Raw genomic sequence first — 23,012 nt, 5'->3', positions numbered from 1 at the left:
CCCGCGCGGTACCACCCTTGTTGACTCCCATTCACTCACAAACGAGCAGGAAAGCCCAACTTAAGCATATGGCCAACTCCGGATGTTGACTCACATGCACCTGATCACGGTGGTTAACCGTAACAATGTACCTGCATGGCTTATTCGCATTTGTTCATGCCGCCATCGTTTCCATTGCTCCGCTCCCAGGTGAGCTTCAAGCATCCTTCGACTGCGTTGCACCATCCCGCAGCTCTCTGTGTCACAGCGATGTATAAATGAAGCTCATTCATATATGCGCTAATGACTTTCCCGGACAAGCTTTACTGTTCCTGTTCTTTGCGTTTGTAAGTTATGAGATTAAAGTGTGAAGTATTGTGGCTTATTATATGCCTTAAGAAATAGTCTGTCAATTCCATTTTCACAATTTCCACCAAATATTTTTTATCGGGGTTACTTTATCGTGCTCTGATTCGATCCGCCCACAGACCAGCTCTCTAGTGAAAAACCAGGATCTGCCTTCATGTCGAGGTCTGTAAATTCCGAGCGCTTCAGCTTAAGATACGCCGCTGCTCCAATCATAGCTGCATTATCCGTACAGAGAGAATTAGGCGGAATGAGCAGCGGTACCCGTTCTGATTCACAGCGAGCCGTTAAGGCAGCGCGCAAACCGCGATTGGCCGCAACACCACCGCATAGCAGCAGCTGCTTCGCACCGAACTGACGAACCGCGCGCAGCGCTTTCGTTACGAGCACCTCCGTAACCGATTCCTGAAAGCCGCGTGCTAATGCTCCCTCATTAAGCACCAGACCTTTCATTTTCGTCTGATTAATGACCGCAAGCACCGCCGATTTTAATCCGCTGAAGCTAAAGTCAAAGCTATCAGCTTCCAGCCATGCGCGAGGCAAGACGATGGATTCCTCTGCTTCTATCGCAAGCTTGTCGATATGCGGTCCACCTGGGTAGGGCAGATGCAGCGCCCTTGCCACTTTATCATAAGCCTCACCGACAGCATCGTCTCTAGTACGGCCGACCACTTGAAAGTCACCTTCACTTTCCATCAGCACAAGTTCCGTATGTCCGCCTGATACAACAAGCGCCATACATGGGTATACGATGTCATGAACAAGCTCATTGGCATAAATATGTCCTGCGATATGATGGGTACCGATCAACGGAATATCTAGCGCCATCGATAAGCTTTTGGCTGCAACGACGCCTACAAGCAGCGCGCCTACAAGACCAGGACCCTGCGTCACTGCAATCGCCGCCATATCCTTCAGCGTATAGCCTGATTCTTGAACGGCCTGCTCAATGATCAGCGTAATGGATTCTACATGCTTGCGCGAGGCAATCTCCGGCACGACGCCTCCGTAGCGCTCATGAATTTCAATTTGACTCGATACTACGTTAGATAATATATGCTTGCCGCCGCGAATAACAGCTGCCGATGTCTCGTCGCAGCTGGTTTCAATAGCCAAAATAAGGTCATTCGATAGCAGCGCATTTGCTGACTTCTGTGACTGACTCACGTTCATTGCTCCCCTGCTTTGGACTGCTCATGTTCAAGCACCGCCCACATAATAAGCGCATCTTCATTGTTGTCGGAGTAGTACCTTGGGCGAATGCCCGCCGGCTCAAAGCCGTATTTCCGATAGAGCCGCTGCGCAATTTCGTTGGAAGGCCGCACCTCGAGCGTCATTTTGACAGCACCAAAAAAAACCGCCGTTCGCTGCAGCTCACCCAGCAAGCAGTTGCCGAGCCCCTGTCCCCGGTAATCGACCTGTACTGCGATATTCGTCACATGTGCTTCGTCCATAATAATCCACATGCCGCCATAGCCGATCACTTGTCCCTCATATTCCATAATCATATAACGTGCAAATAAGTTGTTCGTCAACTCGTTCGTAAACGCCTCCGTGGTCCATGGACTCGAGAACGCTTCCTGCTCAATGGAAACAATATGAGGAATGTCGGCCATCGTCATCGAACGATAAACGAGCGTGTTTACGTCAACTTTCATACCTTAGCCCCACCCTCCTGCTTGGCCTTCCATACCACCTCAGCTTCGGTAAGCTGTGTATAGTTGGGAATTAATAGATGCGGGTCTTCTATCTGACCAGCTTCGAGCTTTATACGGCCTAGCCTTGCAATCCATTTTCCCTCTTGAACAAAAGGCTGTAGACGCACGATTACGCCTGCAGCTGCTCCAATCTGCTGCAGCTGCTCTGCTCCTTGCTCATGAAGCGATAGATCTCCCACAAGCGATATGCTCTTGACCGCACCTGACGGCTCAGCCGCCAAGCGCTGCTCCAGCTGTTCCACAAAATCCTTCATGAGCCTTACGCCATCCGGTGTCCAGCGACTCCAGCGCCCTTCGGCAGACATCGAGAAGCCAGCTGAATACACTTGTCCGCGTCTCGCATCCATAATGGGCAGCACCCAGTGCTCGCCAGCCGCAGCCTTCGCCCCCTCAGCCTGCTCTTCGAGTGCATGATGCCATGCGCCATAAGCAATGGCCTCCAGACTGGATACTGCGACAAGCGGCTTATTCCACACCCAAGCGAGTGTCTTCGCGACAGACACCGCGATACGCATCCCTGTATAGGAGCCTGGCCCGTTGCCAACGGCAATCGCATCGATGCTTTCTTCTGCAAGTCCGCTCTTGATGAGCATTTCTTTAATATGGGACACAACATGAACCGAGTGGTTTCTCTCTGCCCATGTTTGAATTTCAGCCCGCACATCTTCTCCGCTAACAATGGCAGCCGCCATCGCTGCTGTTGCTGTATCTAAAGCCAAAATCGTCACCGATTGATAGTTCTGCTCAATTCTCATTTTCCTGCTCCTATCTTATTAACGGCTTCGCACCAGCTCGCATAGATTTCGCCATAGCCAGTCAGCTGGATACGCCTCGATTCATCGCCAAGATGCTCAATATACAGCTCCAGCCGGCCTTCCGGCAGCAGCTCCTTGATCAAGCTTGCCCATTCAACAATCGTAACGCCCTCGCCATAAAAATAATCATCGAGTCCCAGCTCGTCAGCTTCCTCCAGCGAAAGTCGATATACATCCATATGATAAAAGGGGAGCTGCTCCCCTTCGTATTCCTTAATAATTGTAAAAGTCGGACTATTTACAATGCCCTTTACCCCAATTGCTGCGGCAAAGGCTTGCGAAAATCTTGTTTTGCCCGCGCCCAGGTCGCCGTCTAAAGCAAGCAGCATTCCTGGCTTTGCCCTTAACGCAAGCTCCTGAGCTAAAGCGACTGTATCCTGTTCTGTCTGTGCCAGCCATATGGCATGGCTTACCTTTTGTTCCATTCGATTCACCCGTTCATGACAAAAAATGATTGTATCCGCGTTTCTTTAGCTTCACTCGCTTCTCATCGTTTTGATCACTGCGAACAAGCTCTACTTCAGGCTCGCCAGCCTCGGTTTCCCCGATAATAAAAAAAGGAATGCCCTCTTGATGAAAAACGACTTTCATCGCTTCGGCATCCTCAGCAGCCATCGTTCCCAGCAAGACGTAATCCTCTCCGCCATATAGCATCCACTCCAGCGAATCTATGCCAACACTTGCTGCGTAAGCTGCCATGCTCCCGCTTCTAGGCATAAGCTTCTCACGAAGAACTAGGCGAAGCCCTGAAGCTTCCGCCAGCTCCCATGCCTCGCTGGCTAGGCCATCGCTTACATCATTGAGCGAGCGGCAGCTCCCCCGCTCAAGCAGCAGCCTGCCCGCTCTTACAGAGGGCGCAGGCCGCTGATGCGCCTGCACCAGCGGCGCAACCGCCTGAAGCGGTCCGGCTTCGCCCGCTTCCAAACCGCGCGCGCCTCCCCTCGTCTCCTCGGCGAGCAGCGCATGAAGACCGGCCGCCGACCTGCCTACGGCGCCGGTCACAAACACCGCATCGCCCGGCTTCGCCCCGGAGCGAAGCAGCTCACGCCCCGCCTCCACGGTTCCCGTCACCGTCACGGCAACAACCAAGTGCTGCGGCGACGACGTCGTATCGCCGCCTACAAGAGCAACCCCGTAGCGCTCGGCGCATTCGTACAGCCCGTCATACAGCCTCCGCATCCGCTCTGGCGTGTACGAGGGCGGTACGCTGACCGATACGAGCGCATGCAAGGGCACGCCCCCCATCGCGGCAATGTCGCTGATGTTGGCCGCAAGCGCCTTATAGCCGACATCCTCGTCCCGCATCGTCGACTCCTTGAAGTGGACGGTCTCCACCATCGTGTCGACCGCCAGCAGCAGCCGACTCGGCCCGGCTACGCCAACCGATGCCGAAGCAGGATCAACCACCGCAGTGTCATCACCGATACCGATGACAACCCCGCGCTTTCGCTGCCACTCATCAGCCTGTCTGCCAGCTGTCCAGTGCTGAATACTCGCAAACTCGTCCAAAGCCTGATCTCCTTCTTATCATCATTAGTGAATATCCCTTTTCTTAAACCGTCCGCCTTTCACATCATGAATATTTCCGACAGCAAGAAACGCTAGAGGGTCTAGCTCATGAACGATCGACTTCATCTTCGCTTCCTCCAGCCGCGTTATTACGCAGAAGATCACTCGTTTGCTGCCGCCGGTAAAGCCGCCTTCCCCGTGCAAATAAGTGACACCTCGGCCCAGCCGGCTCATGATGGCTGCTCCGATCTCCTTCGCTTCATCGCTAATAATCCAGACCGCCTTCGATTCGTCGAAGCCCTCTATCGTAATATCAATCAATTTGTACGCAATGTAATACGCAATAAGCGAATACATCGCACGATCCCAACCGAATACGAAACCCGCGCTGCCGAGAATAAACAGATTAAAGAACATCACCGTCTCGCCAACAGATAATGGCAGTCTTTTGTTGAATACAATCGCAATAATTTCGGTACCGTCGAGCGAGCCCCCAAATCGGATCACTATCCCTACGCCTATACCTAAAATAACACCGCCAAAAATAGCAGCTAAAAACGGTTCAACCGTGAGTGGCGGGACCGGATGAAGCAGCAACGTCCCAATCGACATCACCGTAACGCCGTACAGTGTTGAAACAGCAAAGGTCTTTCCAATTTGCTTATAGCCTAGAAACAAAAATGGAAGATTAAAAAGAAATAGAAAAATACCAAGAGGCAAGGCAGACAAATGGGAAACCATAATCGATATACCGACAATACCACCATCTACAATACGGTTGGGAACGAGGAAAATTTCCAGACCAACCGATACTAGCCCCGCACCTAGTGTAATAAAAAGCGCTCTTCGCAGCATTTCGAGCTTGGACAGTTTGTGGTGCTGTTTTGACCCCATTTGGAAACACATCCTCTATTAGCTCTATTTCTCATTATTTTACCTTAAACACTTCTAGATATAAAGCAAGACTGTCATTATTGCAAAAAAAGAAGCCGTCCCAAGTGTCGCAAAATATGCCGACAATCGAAAGGCTCCCTATAATGTGAAACTTATACTTTCTTATATTTCAAATAACGGCCTACAGCTCTTTAACAATCGTTATATGCAGCTGATCCTTTAACTCTATCTCATATGGTGATTCGGGCTGAGCACCGTTAGACTCCATAATAATGCGTACGCGAGGTCGATGAACGGCTAGCTCGTTGTTTTCCGATACGACGCCAATCTGACCAGTGCTAAGCAAAAGTGAGGTCGATACAGGATATATCGAGATGTGTCGACAAAAAAGCTTAATGAGCTCCAAATCGAAAAAGGTACCACCAGCAGCAAATAAAAACTCGATAGCCTCACTGGATGTATAACGCTTCCGATAAGGTCTTGGCGAGGTTAAAGCATCAAACGTATCTGCCAGCCCAACAATTTGGGCATACATGTGAATTTCGTTTTCCTTGAGTCCCCGAGGATAACCTGATCCATTAAACCGCTCATGATGCTGAAGCGCACAATGAGCAGAAACAATAGATATATCATGATATTTACGCAATATATCAAAGCCATCCTTTGGATGACCGTTTATAAGATTACGCTCCTCCGCTGAAAAACTGCCTGTGTGAGTGAGCAGCTTCGGGGGCAGCTTTGTCATCCCGATATCGAAGAGCAATGCGCCAATGCCAAGCTCCTCCAGTTGATTGCGATTAAAGCCCTTCGCCATTCCCATAATGCCGGCCAACACTGCCACGTTAAAGGAATGCTGAAATAAATAGGCATCCATCGCATGAATACTCGTTAAATTGACGAGCATATTAGGTCTTGATGATAAATCCTGCATAATTTGCCCGAATACGGCTCGAAAATTACGCCCCATATCTGGAGCTATTGTGCGTCCCTTTGATGAAGTTTGATCCTTAAAGGAGTTCATTGTTTTATAGATCGTATCTACAGCCTGCTTACGTGTTTCTTCTCGAATGGTATCCTCTGGCATTAGATCTATCGTCAATCCGTCTTCAATGAATAGAAAATCAATGCCTAAGTTGCGCAGCCGTTCGATATATCGATCGCTTAGCTCAACGCCTTCCCCTAAAAGCACGCTTCCATTTTCTTGAAATATGGATTTTGCCACCTTATCACCTGGCTTGACCATTCCAATTTGCACTTTTCTCATTAGATTAGTTCCCGCCTTTGATAGTTATAGCGCTTGTAAAGGGATAGCTCTATTTTATCAGATCAGAGTCTAACTGACTATGCAAAGAGTATTAAAAAGAACCTAATGCGCCTAGTATATCTTTCTATACTAGGCGAGTTTACGCTTGACGATTCGATTTCGCCCATTAAACTTGGCCTCATACAACGCAGCGTCTGCTTGTGCAAGCAGCTCGCGCATAAAGGCTTTTGGATCTGTGAGATCATACGGCTCAAAATGCTCGATCGTTATCACGCCCATACTTATCGTGACCGACACCGACTGATCTCCCTGCCCTGTGTTTACCCGATTGCATTCTACCGCCGTCATCAACCGCTCGGCAATGAGCTCCGCTTGCTCTCGGTTCGTATGTGGTAAATAAACGGTAAATTCTTCTCCTCCATAACGTGCCAATACATCTGTATAGCGAAGCGAGCTTCTTACCGCATCAACCGTACTGCACAGCACCTCGTCGCCAACTACATGGCCATACGTGTCATTGATCGATTTAAAATGATCGAGATCGAACAAAAAAATAGAAAAGGGAACGCCGAAGCGAATGTTGGTAACGACCTCTTGCTCAAGCTGATGCAGCAAATAACGTCGGTTGAAGCAGCCCGTCAATCCATCAGTAATCGCCATCTGTTCAAGCTTTTTATTCGCTTGAAACAGCTCGTCCTGCATAAGGAGGAGGTCGCGATTTCGATCCTGCAGCTGATCATTCTGATCCTTCGTTTCCTGAACCAGCAGCCTAAGCTCCGTCACATCCTGAAAGGTGAGCAGTCTGCCGACGAGCGTTTTCTTGTTGTCCAATATAGGCGCAGACTGAACGATGATATGCTGATACTTGTCAAATTGAACAGCAATTTCAGTTTCCAGCCGATCCTGCGGCCGCTTCCGATGCGCTTCTATCATTGCAGTAAACTCATCGACAGTGTCCTTCTTAAATTGGGAGACAAACAGCGAAGGATTAAACTTATCACCTATGCGAAGCCGAACAATGGACCTCATTATTTTGTTCACATCAAGAATGGTGTCATTCTCGTCAAGAACAATAATACCCATTGACATCGTATTCATAACATCCCGTTGAACGATTTGAATAATATCAAGCACTTTATTGCGTTTTATCGCATGCACTAAGTATATTGCAGTAACAGCCATCCCTACTGAAACTAAAGGAATAAATCTATTAAATTGATAAACGCTAATAACATTAACAATTAAATCTGTAAGAGCAAACACAACGAGTACAAACATGCCGTTGATTGCGGTTTTTATGAGTATGCGCTGCCGATCCGAGTTCTCTCCCCGAAGACTTTTAAACATAACAATAAAAGATGCGATTACATAAAGAACCAATTGCGAGATCATGATCCAATATAACGGACCGTGCTGCAGCTGCTTAAACGAAGGCATGCGATCGTTAATCCCAAGAAACAGCCCCTCGGGATTGATAATGACAACTGCAACCGAAATTAACGCTGGAATCGCAATCATAAATAATCTGCTCTTTCGAATCACATACGATTGGCCGGTAAGAAATATAATAAATATGAGCCAGCCTATTCCTAGCAGCGAGAGTCCAGTATACGAAATCGAAAGATAAAATAGTTTATAAAGGGTAGAATCCGTCGTCTGCGACACGAATTGAAAGAGTGTCCAAACCATAAAAACAGAATGTAAAAATAAATATATACGATGCAGCAATGTAACTGTGCTTGAGGTATACACGTAAAAAAATAAGCCGCACAGCACTAGAAACATAATAAAGTCTAGCCATATCATCCATTCCAATAGGGTTCACCCATCCATTTGTCATCCATCTTCTTCCATTGTAACAAATGTTAATATCATCGACAATTAATTAATGTTTATTGAACCTGGTCCTTGTTTATCGCCCTTATTCAGACTCGGCAGGCCATCGGTCGGCCAGCATGCGCTCCAAAGATGGAGTGATATTCAGAAACTGACGGAATTGCTTATATTGCTCCCATTTACTTGTGGAAACCACTGGTTGCTCTGTACGCACAGCCCTAATCAACAAATTTTTAGGTGTGTGCTCCGGATCAACAAATTCCAGCATCTGAACCTTATATCCAAGCACCTCCAGCAATGTGCCTCTTGCAGCATCGGTAGCCAGTGCCGAAAAACGCTCCTTTAATAGGCCTTGTGAAAGCAGTGGAGAGAGAACATCATTGCTGACCTGCTTGAACAGCTCATGCTGACAGCACGGCACAGACATAATGACCGATGCGCCCCAATTCACGGCTTTGGCCAGCGCCGCATCCGTTGCCGTATCGCATGCATGCAGCGTGACGACCATATCAGCTGCCTGCAGCTCCTCGTACTGTGCAATATCGCCAACAAGGAATGTAAGCTTATCATAACCAAGCTTCCCTGCAAGCTCCGAACAAAAGGCGATGACATCGGCTTTCAAATCAAGTCCAATGATTTTAATTTTCCGCTGCTGCTCCACCGCCAGCAAATGATACAGAGCAAACGTCAAATACGATTTTCCGCATCCAAAATCAACGATTGTAAGCTCGCGGTCCGTCGGCAAATAGGCAAGCACGTCAGTGACCATTTCTAAAAACCGATTAATTTGCCGATATTTATCCTGTTTCTTAGCATGAACGAGTCCCTCTGGCGTCATGATGCCAAGCTCCACTAGAAACGGAGCCGCCTTGCCCTCCGCCAGCACACGCTGCTTCTGCCTATTATGCAGCAAGCTTGCCGGACGTCCCCCTGCCGTAGGCGGCTTCTTAAGAACAGCCGCTTTGCCCTTCTTATTGAAGAGGAGCTGCACGTCTGCATCTGGAGTTTTCAGCAGCGCTTGGCGATAGTTTTCCTGAAGAAGCTCGATTAATCGCTCAGATGCTTGATTTTCAGTAATGTTATCATGAGTAACCTTATTGGCAAAATGATATTCAAACTGATAATGGAGTCCGTTTTTGAGCTCAATTGGACGAATAATTGTTTTTGGCGCGGCTGTGCCATCCTTGCGTCTAGGCTGGCTTAGCGTAGCCTGCGCCAGTTCACCCTTTCCGATCCAATTGATTATTTCTTGCTGCCATTGTTCCGTCATCCCTTATCTCTCACTCCTAAAAAAAATTGTGAAGCCATGATTGCCTTTTGCTTATGATTTCAGTAGTGACTCTAGTCCTTCTAAAACTTCCTCACGCGGCAAATCGCCTGCCTCTAGCCGTTCATCGCTTTGCAGCAGCAGCCGTCTATAAATCTCCTCAGCATCAGGCGAACCCAACGCACCTTCCGCAAGCAGCTCATGCATCATATTTTCCACTAAATCGAAATGCCCCTCTATCTCATGCCATTCAACCAGAAGCCGCTTCGTAGGCATAGGCAATTCATAGGGGAGGAGCTTCTCAAGCAGCTCGTTTACTTGCTCGCGCGGCTCCACAATTGTCGGTTCAGCGTCTGCCAGCGATAAACGAATAAATAAATGCAAAGCCTTCACATAGGCATGGAAGCTTTCATCTTCACGGCCTAGCTCTGCGTGCAGCTCAGCCTCCTGCTTCATCAATATTCCAATCGCCTGCATATGATCGCTTTCCAATATTCCGTTCGTTGTCATAACCTTCATTAAATCCTCGTCGGATAAGGAACGAATAAGCTTGCTGCTTAACCGAAACCGTTTATCCAGCAGCTCATCTATGAACAGAAGCGCCTCCTCCTGCTTGCGCTCACGCCTCAAATTCATAATTTGACCGACTGCCTCCGTCATCTGCTCAATCATTCTCATGAAATAATCACGCTGAAACATATGCTTCCTCCCCTCCCAGCAGCCTACTCTTTCGCCTTCATGAATTCCAAAATAGCTGCAGCCATTTCCTTCGGCTGCTCAATCATGCCCATGTGACCGGAATCTGCAAGCTCCACTTTAACCGTTACTGCATTGGTTGCAGCAAAAACATTCGCAACTGGAATCACCTTGTCATTTATCCCTGCAACAAGCAGCACAGGAAGCTCTGACTGTTCAATAACCTGCTTGCGATTGATTCTGGCTTTCATGCCCTTCGCTGTGCCGATCGCACCTTGCAGCGAGGTGCCGTATCCAATTTGTTTCCCGCGTTCAATCTCTTGCGATAAAGCCTCCGCGTTATCAGGTGCAAATAGCTTCGGCAATAGGCCGTCAACGAAGGGTGCGATTCCATTTTGCTCTAAAGCCGCAACCGCTTTGTCGCGATTCTCCTTCGCCGCATCGCTGTCCTCAAGCGCTGTAGAATGGATAAGGCCAAACCCCGACAGCTTCTTCGAATATTTCTCTGCAAATGCAAGTGTAATATATCCGCCTAGAGAATGACCAAGCAGCACAGCATTGTGAATTTGCAGCCCGATGAGCATTTGTGCAATATCATCAGCATACATTTCCATTGCATAGACTTCATCGCTTGGTGCGGAGCTTCTTCCATGCCCGCGCGCGTCCGGCGCAATAACGCGTACATAAGGCTCCAAGCCCTCGACTATATTTTCCCAATAAGCTGAACTCCCGCAATAACCGTGAAGCAGAACGACCACCTTGCTAATACCGTCCTCTGCCCCTCCATCAGGGTGCGAATCATAATAAGCCAGTTGGACACCATTATTTAAAAACAGCTTTCGCTGCGCAATTGAGTATGCTTGTTCAGTCATCATTTAAACGCTCCTTATATGAATGCGATTTGTGTTTCATGCTATCCTATCGCTGATTTGTTCACAGACCTGCTCCAAGCGGCGTCAATCGCATCGACAGCCTCTTTGGCCATCTTTATGACTTGATACAGAGAGGTCGTCTGAAGCATCCAATAGGCTTTCGGGCCATTCATGTTCACGACGCCTGCCACACTATATTGCCCAATTTCCGGCAATCTGCGTCCAATTGCTTTCCCAGGCTGAAGAGGACCCTCGGTTAAGATGAATCTGCCCACCGAAGCAGGCTTGCCAAGACACGCATCAATGGCAATAATAATCGCAGACTGATCCAGTCGCTGCATCTCTCGTTCAACGGCATGTGCATCGCAGGGCTTCGCAAGCGTACCGATTACATTTGGCCAGCCTCGCTCCTGAAGCATCGTGCCCACCAACGGTCCGAAGGAGTCGCCGGTAGAGCGATCGCTCCCAATACAAACAAATACGATACGGCAGCTATTGCTATGCAGATTTGCAATATCCTCAAAAAAATGTACGATTTCATTTCTCGCTGGCTGTTCCATTTTCCTGCACCTGCCTTGTGTTCAATTGCTTTTCTTTTCTATAATAAGTTGAACTAGAAATTTACGTTTTGGTCGCTGCGCGAGTAGATCATTCTTACGATCGCTGTTGCAGCCAGATTCTTTGATTTCCTAAGACATTTAAAGGTAAGAATCCGGCTGCAAAGGCGAACACTTCGTTTCTCCAGTACGATCTTCTCACTTCGCTATAACTTCATTTTTTAAGTTCAACTTATATAGTTTAATTGTATCCAATTTTAAGATACTGTTCAATTTATGGTCTTTCATATTTGAAACATGTTACAATGACAGCAAAGTAAATTCAGGAGGCAAACCATGACTAATTTAGAATTACAAACCCAAGAGAATGTAGAATTTATGATTGAAGTTATTAAAACGAAGCTTAAGATGGCTTCCGCAGCTGCTATGCAAGCTTCTAACTTCGACTTAGGCAAATATGAGGATATCAAGGATCTTTATGAGGTTGTCGCTTCCAAAGAAAAATTCAGCATCAGTGAAGTTGAAGCGCTCGTTACTGAGCTTGGCAAGCTGCGTTTGAAATAAAGTTCTACATTTCGTGATTTTATTCCATAATCAGACATTTCTTTTCTATTTTCTACAATAAAAGAACCGAGCTTGGCACATCCGGCCTCGCTCGGTTCTTTTATTGTAGACTCATCAGCTATTCCTGCTCTTCCGCTTCTACTTCTGCTGCTTCAATAGACAGCTTTATAGAGACATTTTTGTGCTCGCCTTTAAGGAAATGGGCGATTCTCTCCAGCTTGTCAGCAAGCTCTGGACCGCTCAGCGTCGTATTCAAATGATAGTCAAAGCTATCGGAAGGCAGCTTGCGTTCCGAGAAGGTGCTTTGTCCTGCCCAACGATCTCCGCCTGCATGCGACCTAGCAGCAAGCTGCTCCTGTACAGGATAGAACTTATCTGATTTGTTAACTACTCTTTCATAAATACGCAGCTTCTTAAGCAGCATATAATATTGCGCGGAATGCTTGAAATTCCAAGCCTCCCGAATATCTTTGAGCGTGTAATCCATCTTCCAGCGCTTTAGCTTCTCTACTTGATCATCCGTGTTCAGCTGTAAAAAATCGTCTAGCGGTAGCATTTTTTCGGGCATGTTGACCCCTCCGATAAATAGTAATAACGATTTGAAATATTAATGCAAAAAGTTCGTTTATCCTATAAAAAATACCATAAAATTCGGCTGTTTACAAATAAATATAATTTCATAATACCTATTTAATAAATCAAGTAAGAAGAAACGACTACGTCGTCCTAGTTAAAGGACAAGAAGTTTCTCACAAAAATATAGGCGGAGGATAAATGTGAAACTTATACTTTCCTATATTTCCAAAAAAACCTCCATTCACTCGCCAGCATAGCCGCGTAAATGGAGGTTTCATCTATTTATAGCTTTTGAAGCCCGATTGTCGTCAGAAAACGTTCAAATGCCGCTGTGCCCGCTGTCGTGCGCTTATACACGCCTGCATCCTTCAGCACCTCTAGAAACTTGCCGCCCGTTTCGGTTTCTATAATCGTTTTCGCTTGCTCCGAACTATTATTCGTGCCAAAACGTTCAATAAGAGATTGAAGCCAAGCGGCATGCTTATTGAGCGGATGAGAAGCAGCTTGAAGCTCTTCTGGTGCATCGGAGGATTTGCCTGACAAATAAGCTGCAAGCAGCTCCAGTTCCTCCTTCAGGCGTCCTGGCAATACAGCAAGCCCCATCACTTCGATCAAGCCGATGTTCTCTTTCTTAACATGATGCAAATGCTGATGAGGATGAAAAATGCCATCTGGGTGCTCATCGCTCGTACGGTTGTTGCGCAGCACTAGATCAACTTCATACTCACCATTATCACGCAGCCGCGCAATTGGTGTAATCGTATTGTGCGGTATCAGTGCGCCATCCGCTTGTTCGGTGAAGGCAAGCACGTCTGCTGAAGAATCACTATACGCGCGCCATTCGTCCAGAATACGACAGGCAGCACTATGCACATCAGCCTTGGAGGCTCCATTGATCCGAACGACAGACATTGGCCAATTCACGATGCCAAAGCGTACGCCTTGCAGCTTGGGATCAACAAATAGCGTATCAGTAGAAGCCGCCTCCATCGGAAATACGTGACGGCCTCCTTGGAAGTGATCGTGGCTAAGTATAGAGCCGCCCACGATTGGCAAATCGGCATTGGAGCCGATGAAATAATGTGGAAATTGCTCAACAAAGTCAAGCAGCCTTGCGAAGGACGAATGAGAAATAACCATAGGCTCATGGACGCCTTTAAAAATAATGCTGTGTTCGTTGTAATACACGTATGGCGAATATTGAAAATACCATTGCTCCGTTTGCAGCGTAAGCGGCAACACACGTAAATTTTGCCGAGCTGGATGATCAGGACGACCGGCATAACCAACATTTTCTACACATAGCAAGCATTTAGGATATTTCGCCTGCGGCATCGTTTTGAGCAAGGCAATTTCCTTCGGATCCTTCTCAGGCTTCGATAGATTGATCGTAATTTCAAGGCTGCCAAACTCAGTCTCATGGAGCCAGTATTGATTTTTGCGAATACGATCCATCCGAATATAGTTTGAATCAATGCTTAGGTTATAGAAGGCATCCGTTGCTGCCTTAAGTCCCTCTTCCTTCACCTGATGCTCAAACCGTGCGACGGCCTCAGACGGACGCGGCAATAAGAGTCCCATAATGCGAGCATCGAGCAAATCCCGATAGGTCATCGTATTGTCCGGGATAAGGCCGATTTCAAAGCCATAATCAAGCAATGGCTCCAGCAGCTCGACTGCGCTATCCAAGCTCTCTTCCGCAATTTCACCCTCGAAGGCTTCTGTGAAGCGAAATAGATCGAGCAGCTGATTTCTTGCCGCATGCACATCCAATTGATCGAGCAGCAAATTGCGCTGATTTGCGAATTGCAGCAGTCGTTCAATTAAAATAAGCGCATCGCTTGCTGATACCGCTTGTTGTTCCTTTGCCACGTGATGCAGCTCCTTTCAAAATTAGCAGTAACCTTAGTCGTTGTAGCCGTTTGGACTCGCTTCATGCCAGCTCCAAGCACTCTTAATAATGTCCTCCAGCTTATCGCGCTTCGGATTCCAGCCAAGTTCCTTGCGAGCGCGATCCGAAGATGCAACTAGAATAGCAGGGTCGCCTGCACGGCGAGCTTCAAATACGGCAGGAATTTCTCTGCCCGTAACGCTGCGCGCAATATCAATCACTTGCTTCACGGAGAAGCCTGTTCCGTTGCCTAGGTTGTACACTGCGCTTTCCGCACCACTGCGAAGACGATCCACTGCCAGCACATGCGCATCGGCAAGATCGCTTACGTGGATGTAGTCACGGATGCAAGTACCGTCAGGCGTCTCGTAATCTTCGCCAAATACGGAGATATGCGGACGCTGACCAAGCGCTGCTTGCAGCACGATAGGAATGAGATGCGTCTCAGGACTATGATCCTCACCGATCTTGCCGCTCTCATGCGCGCCTGCTGCATTGAAATAACGCAGCGAGATAAACTTGATTTGATGAGCAACATCGAACCATCTCATCATTTTTTCCATCGCTAGCTTCGTTTCTCCATAAGCATTGGTCGGAAGCGTACGATCATATTCGTCGATAGGCACACTTTCCGGCTCTCCGTAAGTAGCCGCTGTAGAAGAGAATACGATTTTGCGAACATTGTACTCATTCATCTTCTCAAGCAAGCATAACGTGCCAAACACGTTGTTATGATAGTATTTGCCTGGGTCCGTCATGCTCTCGCCTACGAGCGAGTTCGCTGCAAAGTGAATGACCGCATCAATTTCGTTTTCCTTAAAGACGGTATCCATGAACGCTGTATCACGGAGATCACCAACATAAAGCTTTCCTCCAAGCAAAGCCTCGCGATGTCCCTGCTGTAAATTGTCGACGATAACGATGTCCTCGCCGCGCTCCTGCAATGCCGCTACGGCATGCGAGCCGATATATCCTGCTCCGCCAGTTACTAATACTGCCATTGTTCATTTCCCCTCTCCATATAGGTTGAATGCTAGTTAAACTAGACGCTCTACGCCATTGCCAATCGTGCATACATAAAAATCAGCTGTCAAGCCTGTTGCTTCACTGTACTTGCGGCCTACTTCTTCCTGGAATGCTGCTACGCTGTCTTCATGCACCAGCGAAACGGTACAACCGCCAAAGCCTGCGCCCGTCATACGAGAGCCAAGCACGCCTGACACTTGACGAGCTGCTGCTACCATTGTGTCCAGTTCAACTCCCGTCACTTCATAAAGATCGCGCAGCGAATCATGCGAGCCATTCATCAGTTGACCGAATTGCGCCAAATCGTTTGCTTTGAGCGCTTTGATCGATTGCAGAACACGATCAATTTCCTCCACGACATGCTGAGCCCGCTTCCGAACGATTTCGTCCTTAATAAGATGCTTAGATGAATTGAATTGCTCGAGATTGATTTGTCCAAGCAGCGTTAGCTCAGGGAAAGCAACCTGCAAATCTTGAACTGCTTGCTCACACTGCGCACGGCGCTCATTGTAAGCTGAGTCCACTAAACCACGGCGCTTGTTCGTATTTCCGATGACCAGCTTGTAGCTGCCTGAGTCGAACGGTACAAGGTCATACTCCAGCGTATCGCACATCAATAGAATGGCATGATCCTTTTTACCGTTTGCTACTGCGAATTGATCCATGATGCCGCATTTAACTCCGTTAAACTCATTTTCGGATTTTTGCGCAAGCAGAGCAATTTTCACTGTATCTGTCGGCAATCCCTCAAGCGTTAGAAGCGCATATGCCGTTACAACCTCAATAGATGCCGATGAGGATAGCCCTGCACCATTAGGAATCTCACCGTGGAACAACAAGTCATAGCCATTCTTGAACTGTACACCATCCTGTAGAAGCTCATATACGATCCCCTTCGGATAGTTCATCCAATCGTCAGCTTCATCATATACGATTGAATCAACTGAAAAGCTTTTCGATGCTGGGAAGTTGGTCGTTGCAAGCCCTAGCTGATGGTCAGAACGTTTACGAATGAGAAGTGTAGTGCCAAATGTTAAAGCAGCCGGAAAAACGTAGCCGCCGTTGTAGTCGGTGTGCTCACCAATCAGGTTTACACGGCCCGGAGCATGAAACACTGCAATGTCACTAGCCTCTCCGCCGTATTGCTGTATAAATTGCTGTGTTAGCGTATCAATGTTTGCCATTTGCTATCACGTTCCTTTTTATTAAATTTGTTGGTTTGATTTCATTTTCAGTATAAGGCAACAAGCTGAAAAACGAAATGGCGGAAAGTGCTTTTTATATGGATTAATGTGACTTTTCACTTTAGCATGGGACATGCTATGATTAGATAAACGTTAGATTTGTTCACGAATCCACAAAATATAAAGCAGGTGTAAAGTACAATGCAGCCGGATATGTATACCGTGGCCTCCAATCCAGTTATCGCAGACGGTGAGAATGCTCCACTTACTATTTTATTCGCCGGCGAGAGCCAAACGAAGCCGCTCCATCGGCTCGGACCGAAGGTGTATGATTTCTACCTTATGCATATCGTCTTAGAGGGCAAAGGGATATTTGTTTGCGATGGCACTAGGCACGAGCTTCGTGCTGGACACACCTTCTTGATTGAGCCCGAGCAGCTCATCAGCTACGAATCCGACAGCGACGAGCCATGGCGATATCGTTGGGTCGCTTTCACAGGCACTCATTCGGCTTCACTCGTAGCTGATGCCGGCTTTAAGAGCGAGCAGCAAATCGTTTTTACCTCTGATAAGAGACGCGCAGCCATCTTGTTCCGGCGAATTTACGAGACCTTCCGCAGTGGTGGTATCGCTGCTGACTTAGAAGCACTAGGCTATTTGCATCTTCTGTTTGCTGAATACAAAGCCGCGCTGCATGCTTTGAGCGGAAGCTCGATCCGTACTGCTAAAGCCGATGGCGACCATTTGCTGCAGCAAGTGATTCACTATTTATCTACGCAGTATGCACATCCGGTGTCTATTGAGCAGATGGCTGAATCACTCGGTTACAATCGCGCCTATTTATCTCGCCTGTTCAAGCAAAGAACTGGCGTATCGCCTATCAACTTCCTGCTTACACTCCGTATTGATAAAGCGCGCCAGATGCTCCGCGAACGCTCCGAGCTGACGATTGAGCAAATTTCAGCCTCAGTAGGGCTTCAAGATGCCTTATACTTCTCCAAGCAATTTCGTCGTCTCCATGGGCAATCTCCTACCGCATATCGCGAAGCAATGCGCAGTATCAGAGGTCAGGAAAACTAAGTAAATGCAGCTGTCATCCTCCATCAGCATTATCAGCTAATACCCGCTTCGTATTTGTAAATTTGGGTAATACTAGCTAAGGGGGGATGACCATTGAAGGAGCTATATACCGGCAACCTATACTGGCCAGTTACACTAAGCAGTACTAAGGAATATCCATCGCTTCGTCAAAACAAAAAAACAAAGGTTGCTGTCATTGGAGGCGGCATGTCCGGAGTCATCAGCAGCTTAGGCTTCGTACGAAACGGACTCTCGACCATCATGCTCGAGAGAGGCTGCGTAGCCGGCGGAAGCACTTCTGCGAATACTGGTTTACTGCAGTTGTCTAATGATATAATGCTTTGTGATTTAATGGATCAAATTGGAGAAAATGATGCTAAGGTCTTCTATCGAGCATGCAAAGTTGCCGTCGATTCACTTGAGAAAATCGCCCTTTCGCTTGATGCTGACGTTGGGTTAGTTAGAAGAAGCAGCCTCTATTATGCTTCCACCGAGCAGGATTTGCCTAAGCTTAAGAGAGAATTTGAAGCGCTCAAGGCTTGTGGTCTGGACGTCGAATTCTGGTCGCCGGATGAAATCGCGAGCCATTTCCCTTTCCGCAAGCCAGGCGCCATCGTCACCCACGGCGATGCTGAAATAAATCCTTTGCAATTCGTGAATAGCATAGCAGAAGCCGCTGTTGCAGAAGGTCTTGAAATCCATGAGCAAACCGATATCGTCTCCCATGAAACGATTCCGTCCGGCCTTCATCGCTTGCGAACCTCAGACGGCTATGAAATAGAAGCCGAGCATGTCGTATATGCTGTCGGTTATGAGCCAGAGGAGCTGCGCGGCCAGCTGATCAAAGCAGATATCAACCGCTCCTATGCACTCGTGACCGGCGTTCAATCCAATCTTGAAAGCTGGCATGACCGTTATTTGATTTGGGAGACTGCTCGTCCTTATCTATACATGCGTACAACGATAGATGGACGTGTTGTCATCGGCGGCCTGGATGAAGAGATCGAACAGCCGCTTCATAGCGCCTTAGGAAGAAGGAAGCACAGCGAGAAGCTCCTTGAGCAGCTGCAAGCACTTTTTCCCGAGCTCCAGGCCAAAGTCGAATTCGAATGGAGCGCTACCTTCGGCGAATCACGTGACAGCTTGCCCTTTATCGGTGCGGACCCTGCTTGGAAAAACGTTTATTACTGCCTCGGCTATGGCGGCAACGGTACCGTATACAGCATGATCGCGGCTGAGCTGGTTAGTAATCTTATTCGCGGTGAAGGACATCCCTTAGCAGACATCGTAAAGCTGGATCGCAAATCATTATCCAAGCTTTAGAGAAAAAAAAGAAAGAAGCCTCATTCTGTCGCTCGGATGCTGCTAATTCTCGAGTGTCAAATGCGGCTTCTTATCCTCAAAGCTACACAGCGCTAAGCCCCGTCTGTAATGGAAGAAGCATTGCATGCGCGAAATACAGCTTCAGCAGCTCCAAGCCGCGATAAATCCGGACCCCCGTCCTTATCCAATAGTGATTTGCTTTCATCCGTTTCTACAATAACAATTAAAGAGCCGCTTTGCAGCTCCTGACTGCACAGCTCTGCCTTGCTATCATCAATTCCAAGCGCCCTTAAAGATTCGCTGTGCTCGTCGTCGCCAAGCAGTATTGCTGCTACAAATGGAAATCCTCCAGCATTATAAGGTGCGGAGCCGTAGCCAGCCATCCCATAAACGGCATTGACGCCCGCTCCAGCATAACCAGTTGCAGCAGCCATTCCGAAGATGCCTAAATCTTGCCGATCAGGCGTAGCCTCCAGCTCACGCAGTTCATCGACATGAACGTCGCTCTCTCTTTCGATCCTTCTGGAATGCTCCGAATCCTTGGCTAGAACCTTAAGCTCACTTTTTACAAATCCCGCTTGCTCGAGCTGCTCGATCGCTGTTATCGCTTGCTGCTCCGTTTCAAATATCGCTATTTTTGTTGCCACAGTCTATCCCTCCAGATGCTTTTGTATATACAAATGTATTTGCGATGCAGCTGCCCAAATAACATAAGCAGCATGATGTTCAATGCTAATCTTGGTATGCCCTGTTTTTGTCGGAATAAGTCGTATTTTGTTAGCATTAGGCACGAAGCCTTGTAGTATTTGTCTAATAAAGCGTTCAGGTTGTGCAACATAGTCGTTCGCGGTATGATGGAGGAATAGATATTGGAAAATCGGATAAGCAGGAGGCAAAGCGATGATCCACCGGATGCTTCGCTATCCCGCAGGATGGGAATGGCATATACTCCAGCAAGCAAGTACGCAAGCTGTGAAAAAAGATACTTTCCCCACCAGGAAGGCAGCACAAAAACAAAACGCTGCCGCGCGTGAGGAGCAAAGAGCTGTTAAAGCTATTACAAAAACCGTTCAAGATCCAGCAGAGCAGCGATCGGAGGAGCTAAAGCGATTATTTCCGGAAGCTGCTTTATGGGTGGACGAATGTGCAGGTAGACGAACCAATATCATATCTGTAGGGGAGAACCCCAGCTTGGAGAAGGTGCTTTATGGGACGCTTATGTTCCAAATCTCGGATGATCAAGCCGATGTTCAGCCCTTTCACTTCTGGTTGACTGAGCAGCTCCTTATTACGATACATGAGGATGTGCGACTGCCTCTGCGGCTTCAATCCTACGAGCATGAGACAAAGCTAAGCAGCTGCGAGACAGCTCCTGAAGCATTGTTTAATATGATCAGTATTGTTTTGGATACCTTTCAGACTGGTCTCGATGGCTTCGAGAAGCGACTTGGCGAATTAGAAACAACGATGCGCAAGGAAAATCGTACTGGCCTTATAGATGTTATTTTTGAGAGACGGTACGATTTATTGCATTGGAGCCATTTATTCATTCCGGTCCGGGAGGTGCACGGTGCAGCTACAGAAGCTTTCATGGAGGAGCTGACCGAAAAGGACAGCTTCAAGAGGATGACACATAAGCTTGAGAGAATTGATGCCCTGCTGAAGCATTACGCACTGGAAATCGACACTTTAATTTCGATGGACGACGCTATCTCTAATTTTCGGGGCAACGATATTATGAAAACGCTGACGATATTTACCGTCCTGTTCCTGCCCGCTACGATTATCGGAGGCATATGGGGCGTCAACTTTGATAATCTCCCGTTCAAAAATTATAAATGGAGCTTTGGCATCATGCTTTCCGTTATATTCATCATTACGCTGATTATGTACATTTGGTTATGGAAGAAAGGCTGGACGGGTGATTTGCTCAATGGACGCAGTCCGAAGGAAATCGTTACTGACGATGCCTCCCCGCAGCCAAGTCGTTCTAGGAGCTCGAAGTCGAAGCTGAAAGCTAGCCGCTCCAGTCGTGCAGCCCCTTCTTCTTCTGCTGCTTCTGATCAGCCAGAGCTGCAATCGCGATCCCGAAGAAAGCGCAGTTAAAGCTCGGTATTTCCGGAAGGGTTTATTACTTAGCTTAGCTAAGCAGAGCTGAACTTAGCTACATTGCACTTTGTACATTAGATTTGTTGTAACAACCCTTGCTTACTCACGCAGACTGCACTTTTTACAGCAGAATTCATGCTTTGAGGGGGGAAATCGTCGTTGCAAGCTAATTCTGCTGCATAATTGCAATGTAGCTTCCCGTATCCACCCTCATGTGAGGTTTCTACTGCAAAAGTACATCGTAGGTTGCTGGTTGGTGATTTGCCACGGCAATATGCGGCTATGCAACAAGCAGCATGAATCGCGGAGTTCGGAGGCATAGAGGCGAATTTCGAGAAAAAACGTCCCCAAAGGCTCGATGCCTTCAGGGACGTTTTTTTATAGTTTGCTTATAGCTTAATTGGCAGTCCTGTACGCGCAGACTCATTGGCAGCAAGCGTAACCCGATGCGTCAAATAAGCATCTGCATAGGAGGAACGAATCCGTGATGTATCTCCAGTTCTGACAGCGTGAAGAAAAGCTTCATTTTCCAACTCATAAGGATCTGTACGATTAGCGTATTCCGTTTTGCGGCCCGCTTCGATATCAACAAGTCCATGATGCCCTAGCTCCAGCACACCTTTATTCGTATAAATATGTAGTCCGGCGCGATCACCTGCTGGAATTGCGCATGTATTGCTAATGGTAGCAACAGAACCGCCTGCTAGCTTCAGCGTAACCGTACCTACGTCAGGGACGGAAACACCCTCTTCGATCGTATTCATATAACGTTCACCGTACGCTGCATAAACCTCGGTTACTTCTCCAACGGTATAGCGAAGCAAATCTACAACATGTGTCGTCTGCTCCACAAATTGTCCGCCGGAGCCGCTCATCTTGCGCCACCAGCTTACGCCAGGCATCGATCCCATCCAATAGCCAAGTGCCATTAGCGTCGTACGCTCGCGAAGCAGCTCTCTGGCACGGTCCGTTCCATCCATATAACGGAAGTGATAGCCTACCGATGTAATCAGCTTCTTATCTTCAATTCCTTTCAATATGGAGGAAGGCAGCTGCTCGTCTACTCCAATAGGCTTCTCTACCAGAAATGGAATGTTTCTCTCTAGCAATGCACTCTCAATTTCTCCATGCGCAAAAGGAGGAACACAAATGTATACTGCATCGAGCTTGCGATCATCGAGCATATTTTGAACAGAATCATAACCTCGGGCACCATCAAATTTTTGCGCAGCTACATCTGCTTTCTGCTGATTTGTAGCTACAAAAGCGGTTACATGAATACCATCCAGCTTTGCAAGCTTCTCAGCATGCATCATGCCGAACCAGCCTGTACCAACAATACCTATTTGAATTGACATGAATGAATCCCCTTTCGTAATGGGTTACTCTCCGATTATACTTGCAGTTCTAGTAAAAAGTCTATTTTTATACGCAGGTACCTATACTGCTCCTCCAACATACACTATTTTATCGGTAAGGCTGGCGT

Annotated in this window: 22 protein-coding genes; 4 read left to right on the top strand and 18 right to left on the bottom strand. The window is 47.6% G+C overall.

What is annotated here, in order from left to right:
- Positions 1-432 precede the first annotated feature (432 nt).
- The 12 genes from tsaD to yyaC form a co-directional block, all read right to left on the bottom strand.
- Positions 433-1,512 (bottom strand): tRNA (adenosine(37)-N6)-threonylcarbamoyltransferase complex transferase subunit TsaD, encoded by a 1,080-nt coding sequence (tsaD, locus tag MHI37_RS05290; protein ID WP_076339432.1) that lies wholly within the window; start codon positions 1,510-1,512, stop codon positions 433-435.
- 2 nt (positions 1,513-1,514) lie between these two features.
- A complete protein-coding gene (gene rimI, locus MHI37_RS05285; protein ID WP_076339399.1) occupies positions 1,515-2,003 on the bottom strand; it encodes a ribosomal protein S18-alanine N-acetyltransferase in 489 nt (162 codons plus the stop codon).
- Complete coding sequence (gene tsaB, locus MHI37_RS05280) at positions 2,000-2,818, bottom strand: tRNA (adenosine(37)-N6)-threonylcarbamoyltransferase complex dimerization subunit type 1 TsaB (protein WP_076339400.1); 819 nt, start codon at positions 2,816-2,818, stop codon at positions 2,000-2,002. Before tsaB ends, rimI begins: the two co-directional genes overlap by 4 nt.
- Positions 2,815-3,303: a tRNA (adenosine(37)-N6)-threonylcarbamoyltransferase complex ATPase subunit type 1 TsaE gene (tsaE, locus tag MHI37_RS05275; protein ID WP_076339401.1), complete on the bottom strand. Its 489-nt coding sequence runs from the start codon at positions 3,301-3,303 to the stop codon at positions 2,815-2,817. The genes tsaB and tsaE overlap by 4 nt, the downstream gene beginning before the upstream one ends.
- A 13-nt stretch (positions 3,304-3,316) precedes the next feature.
- Positions 3,317-4,387, bottom strand: coding sequence for a thiamine-phosphate kinase (thiL, locus tag MHI37_RS05270; protein WP_076339402.1), 1,071 nt, complete (start codon positions 4,385-4,387; stop codon positions 3,317-3,319).
- Between the two features lie 24 nt (positions 4,388-4,411).
- On the bottom strand, positions 4,412-5,281 hold the full coding sequence (locus MHI37_RS05265; RefSeq protein WP_256710688.1) for a YitT family protein: 870 nt from the start codon (positions 5,279-5,281) through the stop codon (positions 4,412-4,414).
- Between the two features lie 181 nt (positions 5,282-5,462).
- Positions 5,463-6,545 (bottom strand): HD-GYP domain-containing protein, encoded by a 1,083-nt coding sequence (locus MHI37_RS05260; RefSeq protein WP_076339404.1) that lies wholly within the window; start codon positions 6,543-6,545, stop codon positions 5,463-5,465.
- 129 nt (positions 6,546-6,674) lie between these two features.
- Positions 6,675-8,351 carry a diguanylate cyclase gene (locus MHI37_RS05255; protein ID WP_076339433.1) on the bottom strand — a complete coding sequence of 559 codons (1,677 nt, stop codon included), beginning with the start codon at positions 8,349-8,351 and terminating at the stop codon, positions 6,675-6,677.
- A gap of 115 nt (positions 8,352-8,466) precedes the next feature.
- Entirely contained in the window at positions 8,467-9,651 is a 1,185-nt protein-coding gene (locus MHI37_RS05250; RefSeq protein WP_076339405.1) for an SAM-dependent methyltransferase, read from the bottom strand.
- 51 nt (positions 9,652-9,702) lie between these two features.
- Positions 9,703-10,347, bottom strand: a complete 645-nt coding sequence (locus MHI37_RS05245) for a DUF6483 family protein (protein WP_076339406.1) — start codon at positions 10,345-10,347, stop codon at positions 9,703-9,705.
- 23 nt (positions 10,348-10,370) lie between these two features.
- Positions 10,371-11,219 carry an alpha/beta hydrolase gene (locus MHI37_RS05240; protein ID WP_256710689.1) on the bottom strand — a complete coding sequence of 283 codons (849 nt, stop codon included), beginning with the start codon at positions 11,217-11,219 and terminating at the stop codon, positions 10,371-10,373.
- Between the two features lie 38 nt (positions 11,220-11,257).
- On the bottom strand, positions 11,258-11,776 hold the full coding sequence (yyaC, locus tag MHI37_RS05235) for a spore protease YyaC (protein WP_076339408.1): 519 nt from the start codon (positions 11,774-11,776) through the stop codon (positions 11,258-11,260).
- Between the two features lie 333 nt (positions 11,777-12,109).
- Between yyaC and MHI37_RS05230 the strand changes: the two genes are divergently transcribed.
- On the top strand, positions 12,110-12,337 hold the full coding sequence (locus MHI37_RS05230) for a DUF1128 domain-containing protein (protein WP_076339409.1): 228 nt from the start codon (positions 12,110-12,112) through the stop codon (positions 12,335-12,337).
- A gap of 118 nt (positions 12,338-12,455) precedes the next feature.
- Here MHI37_RS05230 and MHI37_RS05225 read toward each other — a convergent pair whose 3' ends face one another.
- From MHI37_RS05225 to MHI37_RS05210, 4 genes are all read right to left on the bottom strand, one after another.
- Positions 12,456-12,905, bottom strand: coding sequence for a hypothetical protein (locus MHI37_RS05225; protein ID WP_076339410.1), 450 nt, complete (start codon positions 12,903-12,905; stop codon positions 12,456-12,458).
- A 290-nt stretch (positions 12,906-13,195) separates the two neighbouring features.
- Entirely contained in the window at positions 13,196-14,785 is a 1,590-nt protein-coding gene (locus MHI37_RS05220) for a UDP-glucose--hexose-1-phosphate uridylyltransferase (RefSeq protein ID WP_179090316.1), read from the bottom strand.
- Positions 14,786-14,818: 33 nt separating this feature from the next.
- Entirely contained in the window at positions 14,819-15,805 is a 987-nt protein-coding gene (gene galE / locus MHI37_RS05215; protein ID WP_076339412.1) for a UDP-glucose 4-epimerase GalE, read from the bottom strand.
- 36 nt (positions 15,806-15,841) lie between these two features.
- Positions 15,842-17,014 carry a galactokinase gene (locus tag MHI37_RS05210; RefSeq protein WP_076339413.1) on the bottom strand — a complete coding sequence of 391 codons (1,173 nt, stop codon included), beginning with the start codon at positions 17,012-17,014 and terminating at the stop codon, positions 15,842-15,844.
- 201 nt (positions 17,015-17,215) lie between these two features.
- Here MHI37_RS05210 and MHI37_RS05205 point away from each other — a divergent pair, with 201 nt between their 5' ends.
- Positions 17,216-18,094: an AraC family transcriptional regulator gene (locus tag MHI37_RS05205; protein ID WP_076339414.1), complete on the top strand. Its 879-nt coding sequence runs from the start codon at positions 17,216-17,218 to the stop codon at positions 18,092-18,094.
- Between the two features lie 93 nt (positions 18,095-18,187).
- The gene (locus MHI37_RS05200; RefSeq protein WP_076339415.1) at positions 18,188-19,417 is read left to right on the top strand and encodes an FAD-dependent oxidoreductase; all 1,230 of its coding nucleotides are present in this window, start codon (positions 18,188-18,190) and stop codon (positions 19,415-19,417) included.
- A 92-nt stretch (positions 19,418-19,509) separates the two neighbouring features.
- On the opposite strand, the gene MHI37_RS05195 is transcribed toward MHI37_RS05200, so the two are convergent.
- A complete protein-coding gene (locus MHI37_RS05195; RefSeq protein ID WP_076339416.1) occupies positions 19,510-20,064 on the bottom strand; it encodes a general stress protein in 555 nt (184 codons plus the stop codon).
- A gap of 253 nt (positions 20,065-20,317) precedes the next feature.
- Here MHI37_RS05195 and MHI37_RS05190 point away from each other — a divergent pair, with 253 nt between their 5' ends.
- A complete protein-coding gene (locus MHI37_RS05190) occupies positions 20,318-21,523 on the top strand; it encodes a magnesium transporter CorA family protein (protein ID WP_076339418.1) in 1,206 nt (401 codons plus the stop codon).
- A 392-nt stretch (positions 21,524-21,915) separates the two neighbouring features.
- On the opposite strand, the gene MHI37_RS05185 is transcribed toward MHI37_RS05190, so the two are convergent.
- Positions 21,916-22,884: a Gfo/Idh/MocA family oxidoreductase gene (locus MHI37_RS05185; RefSeq protein ID WP_076339419.1), complete on the bottom strand. Its 969-nt coding sequence runs from the start codon at positions 22,882-22,884 to the stop codon at positions 21,916-21,918.
- Between the last annotated feature and the right edge of the window lie 128 nt (positions 22,885-23,012).

The sequence above is a fragment of the Paenibacillus sp. FSL H8-0548 genome (assembly GCF_038630985.1).
Taxonomy (GTDB): Bacteria; Bacillota; Bacilli; order Paenibacillales; family Paenibacillaceae; genus Pristimantibacillus.
Note: the sequence above shows the minus strand (reverse complement) of the source record. Positions and strands in the feature narration are given on the sequence as shown.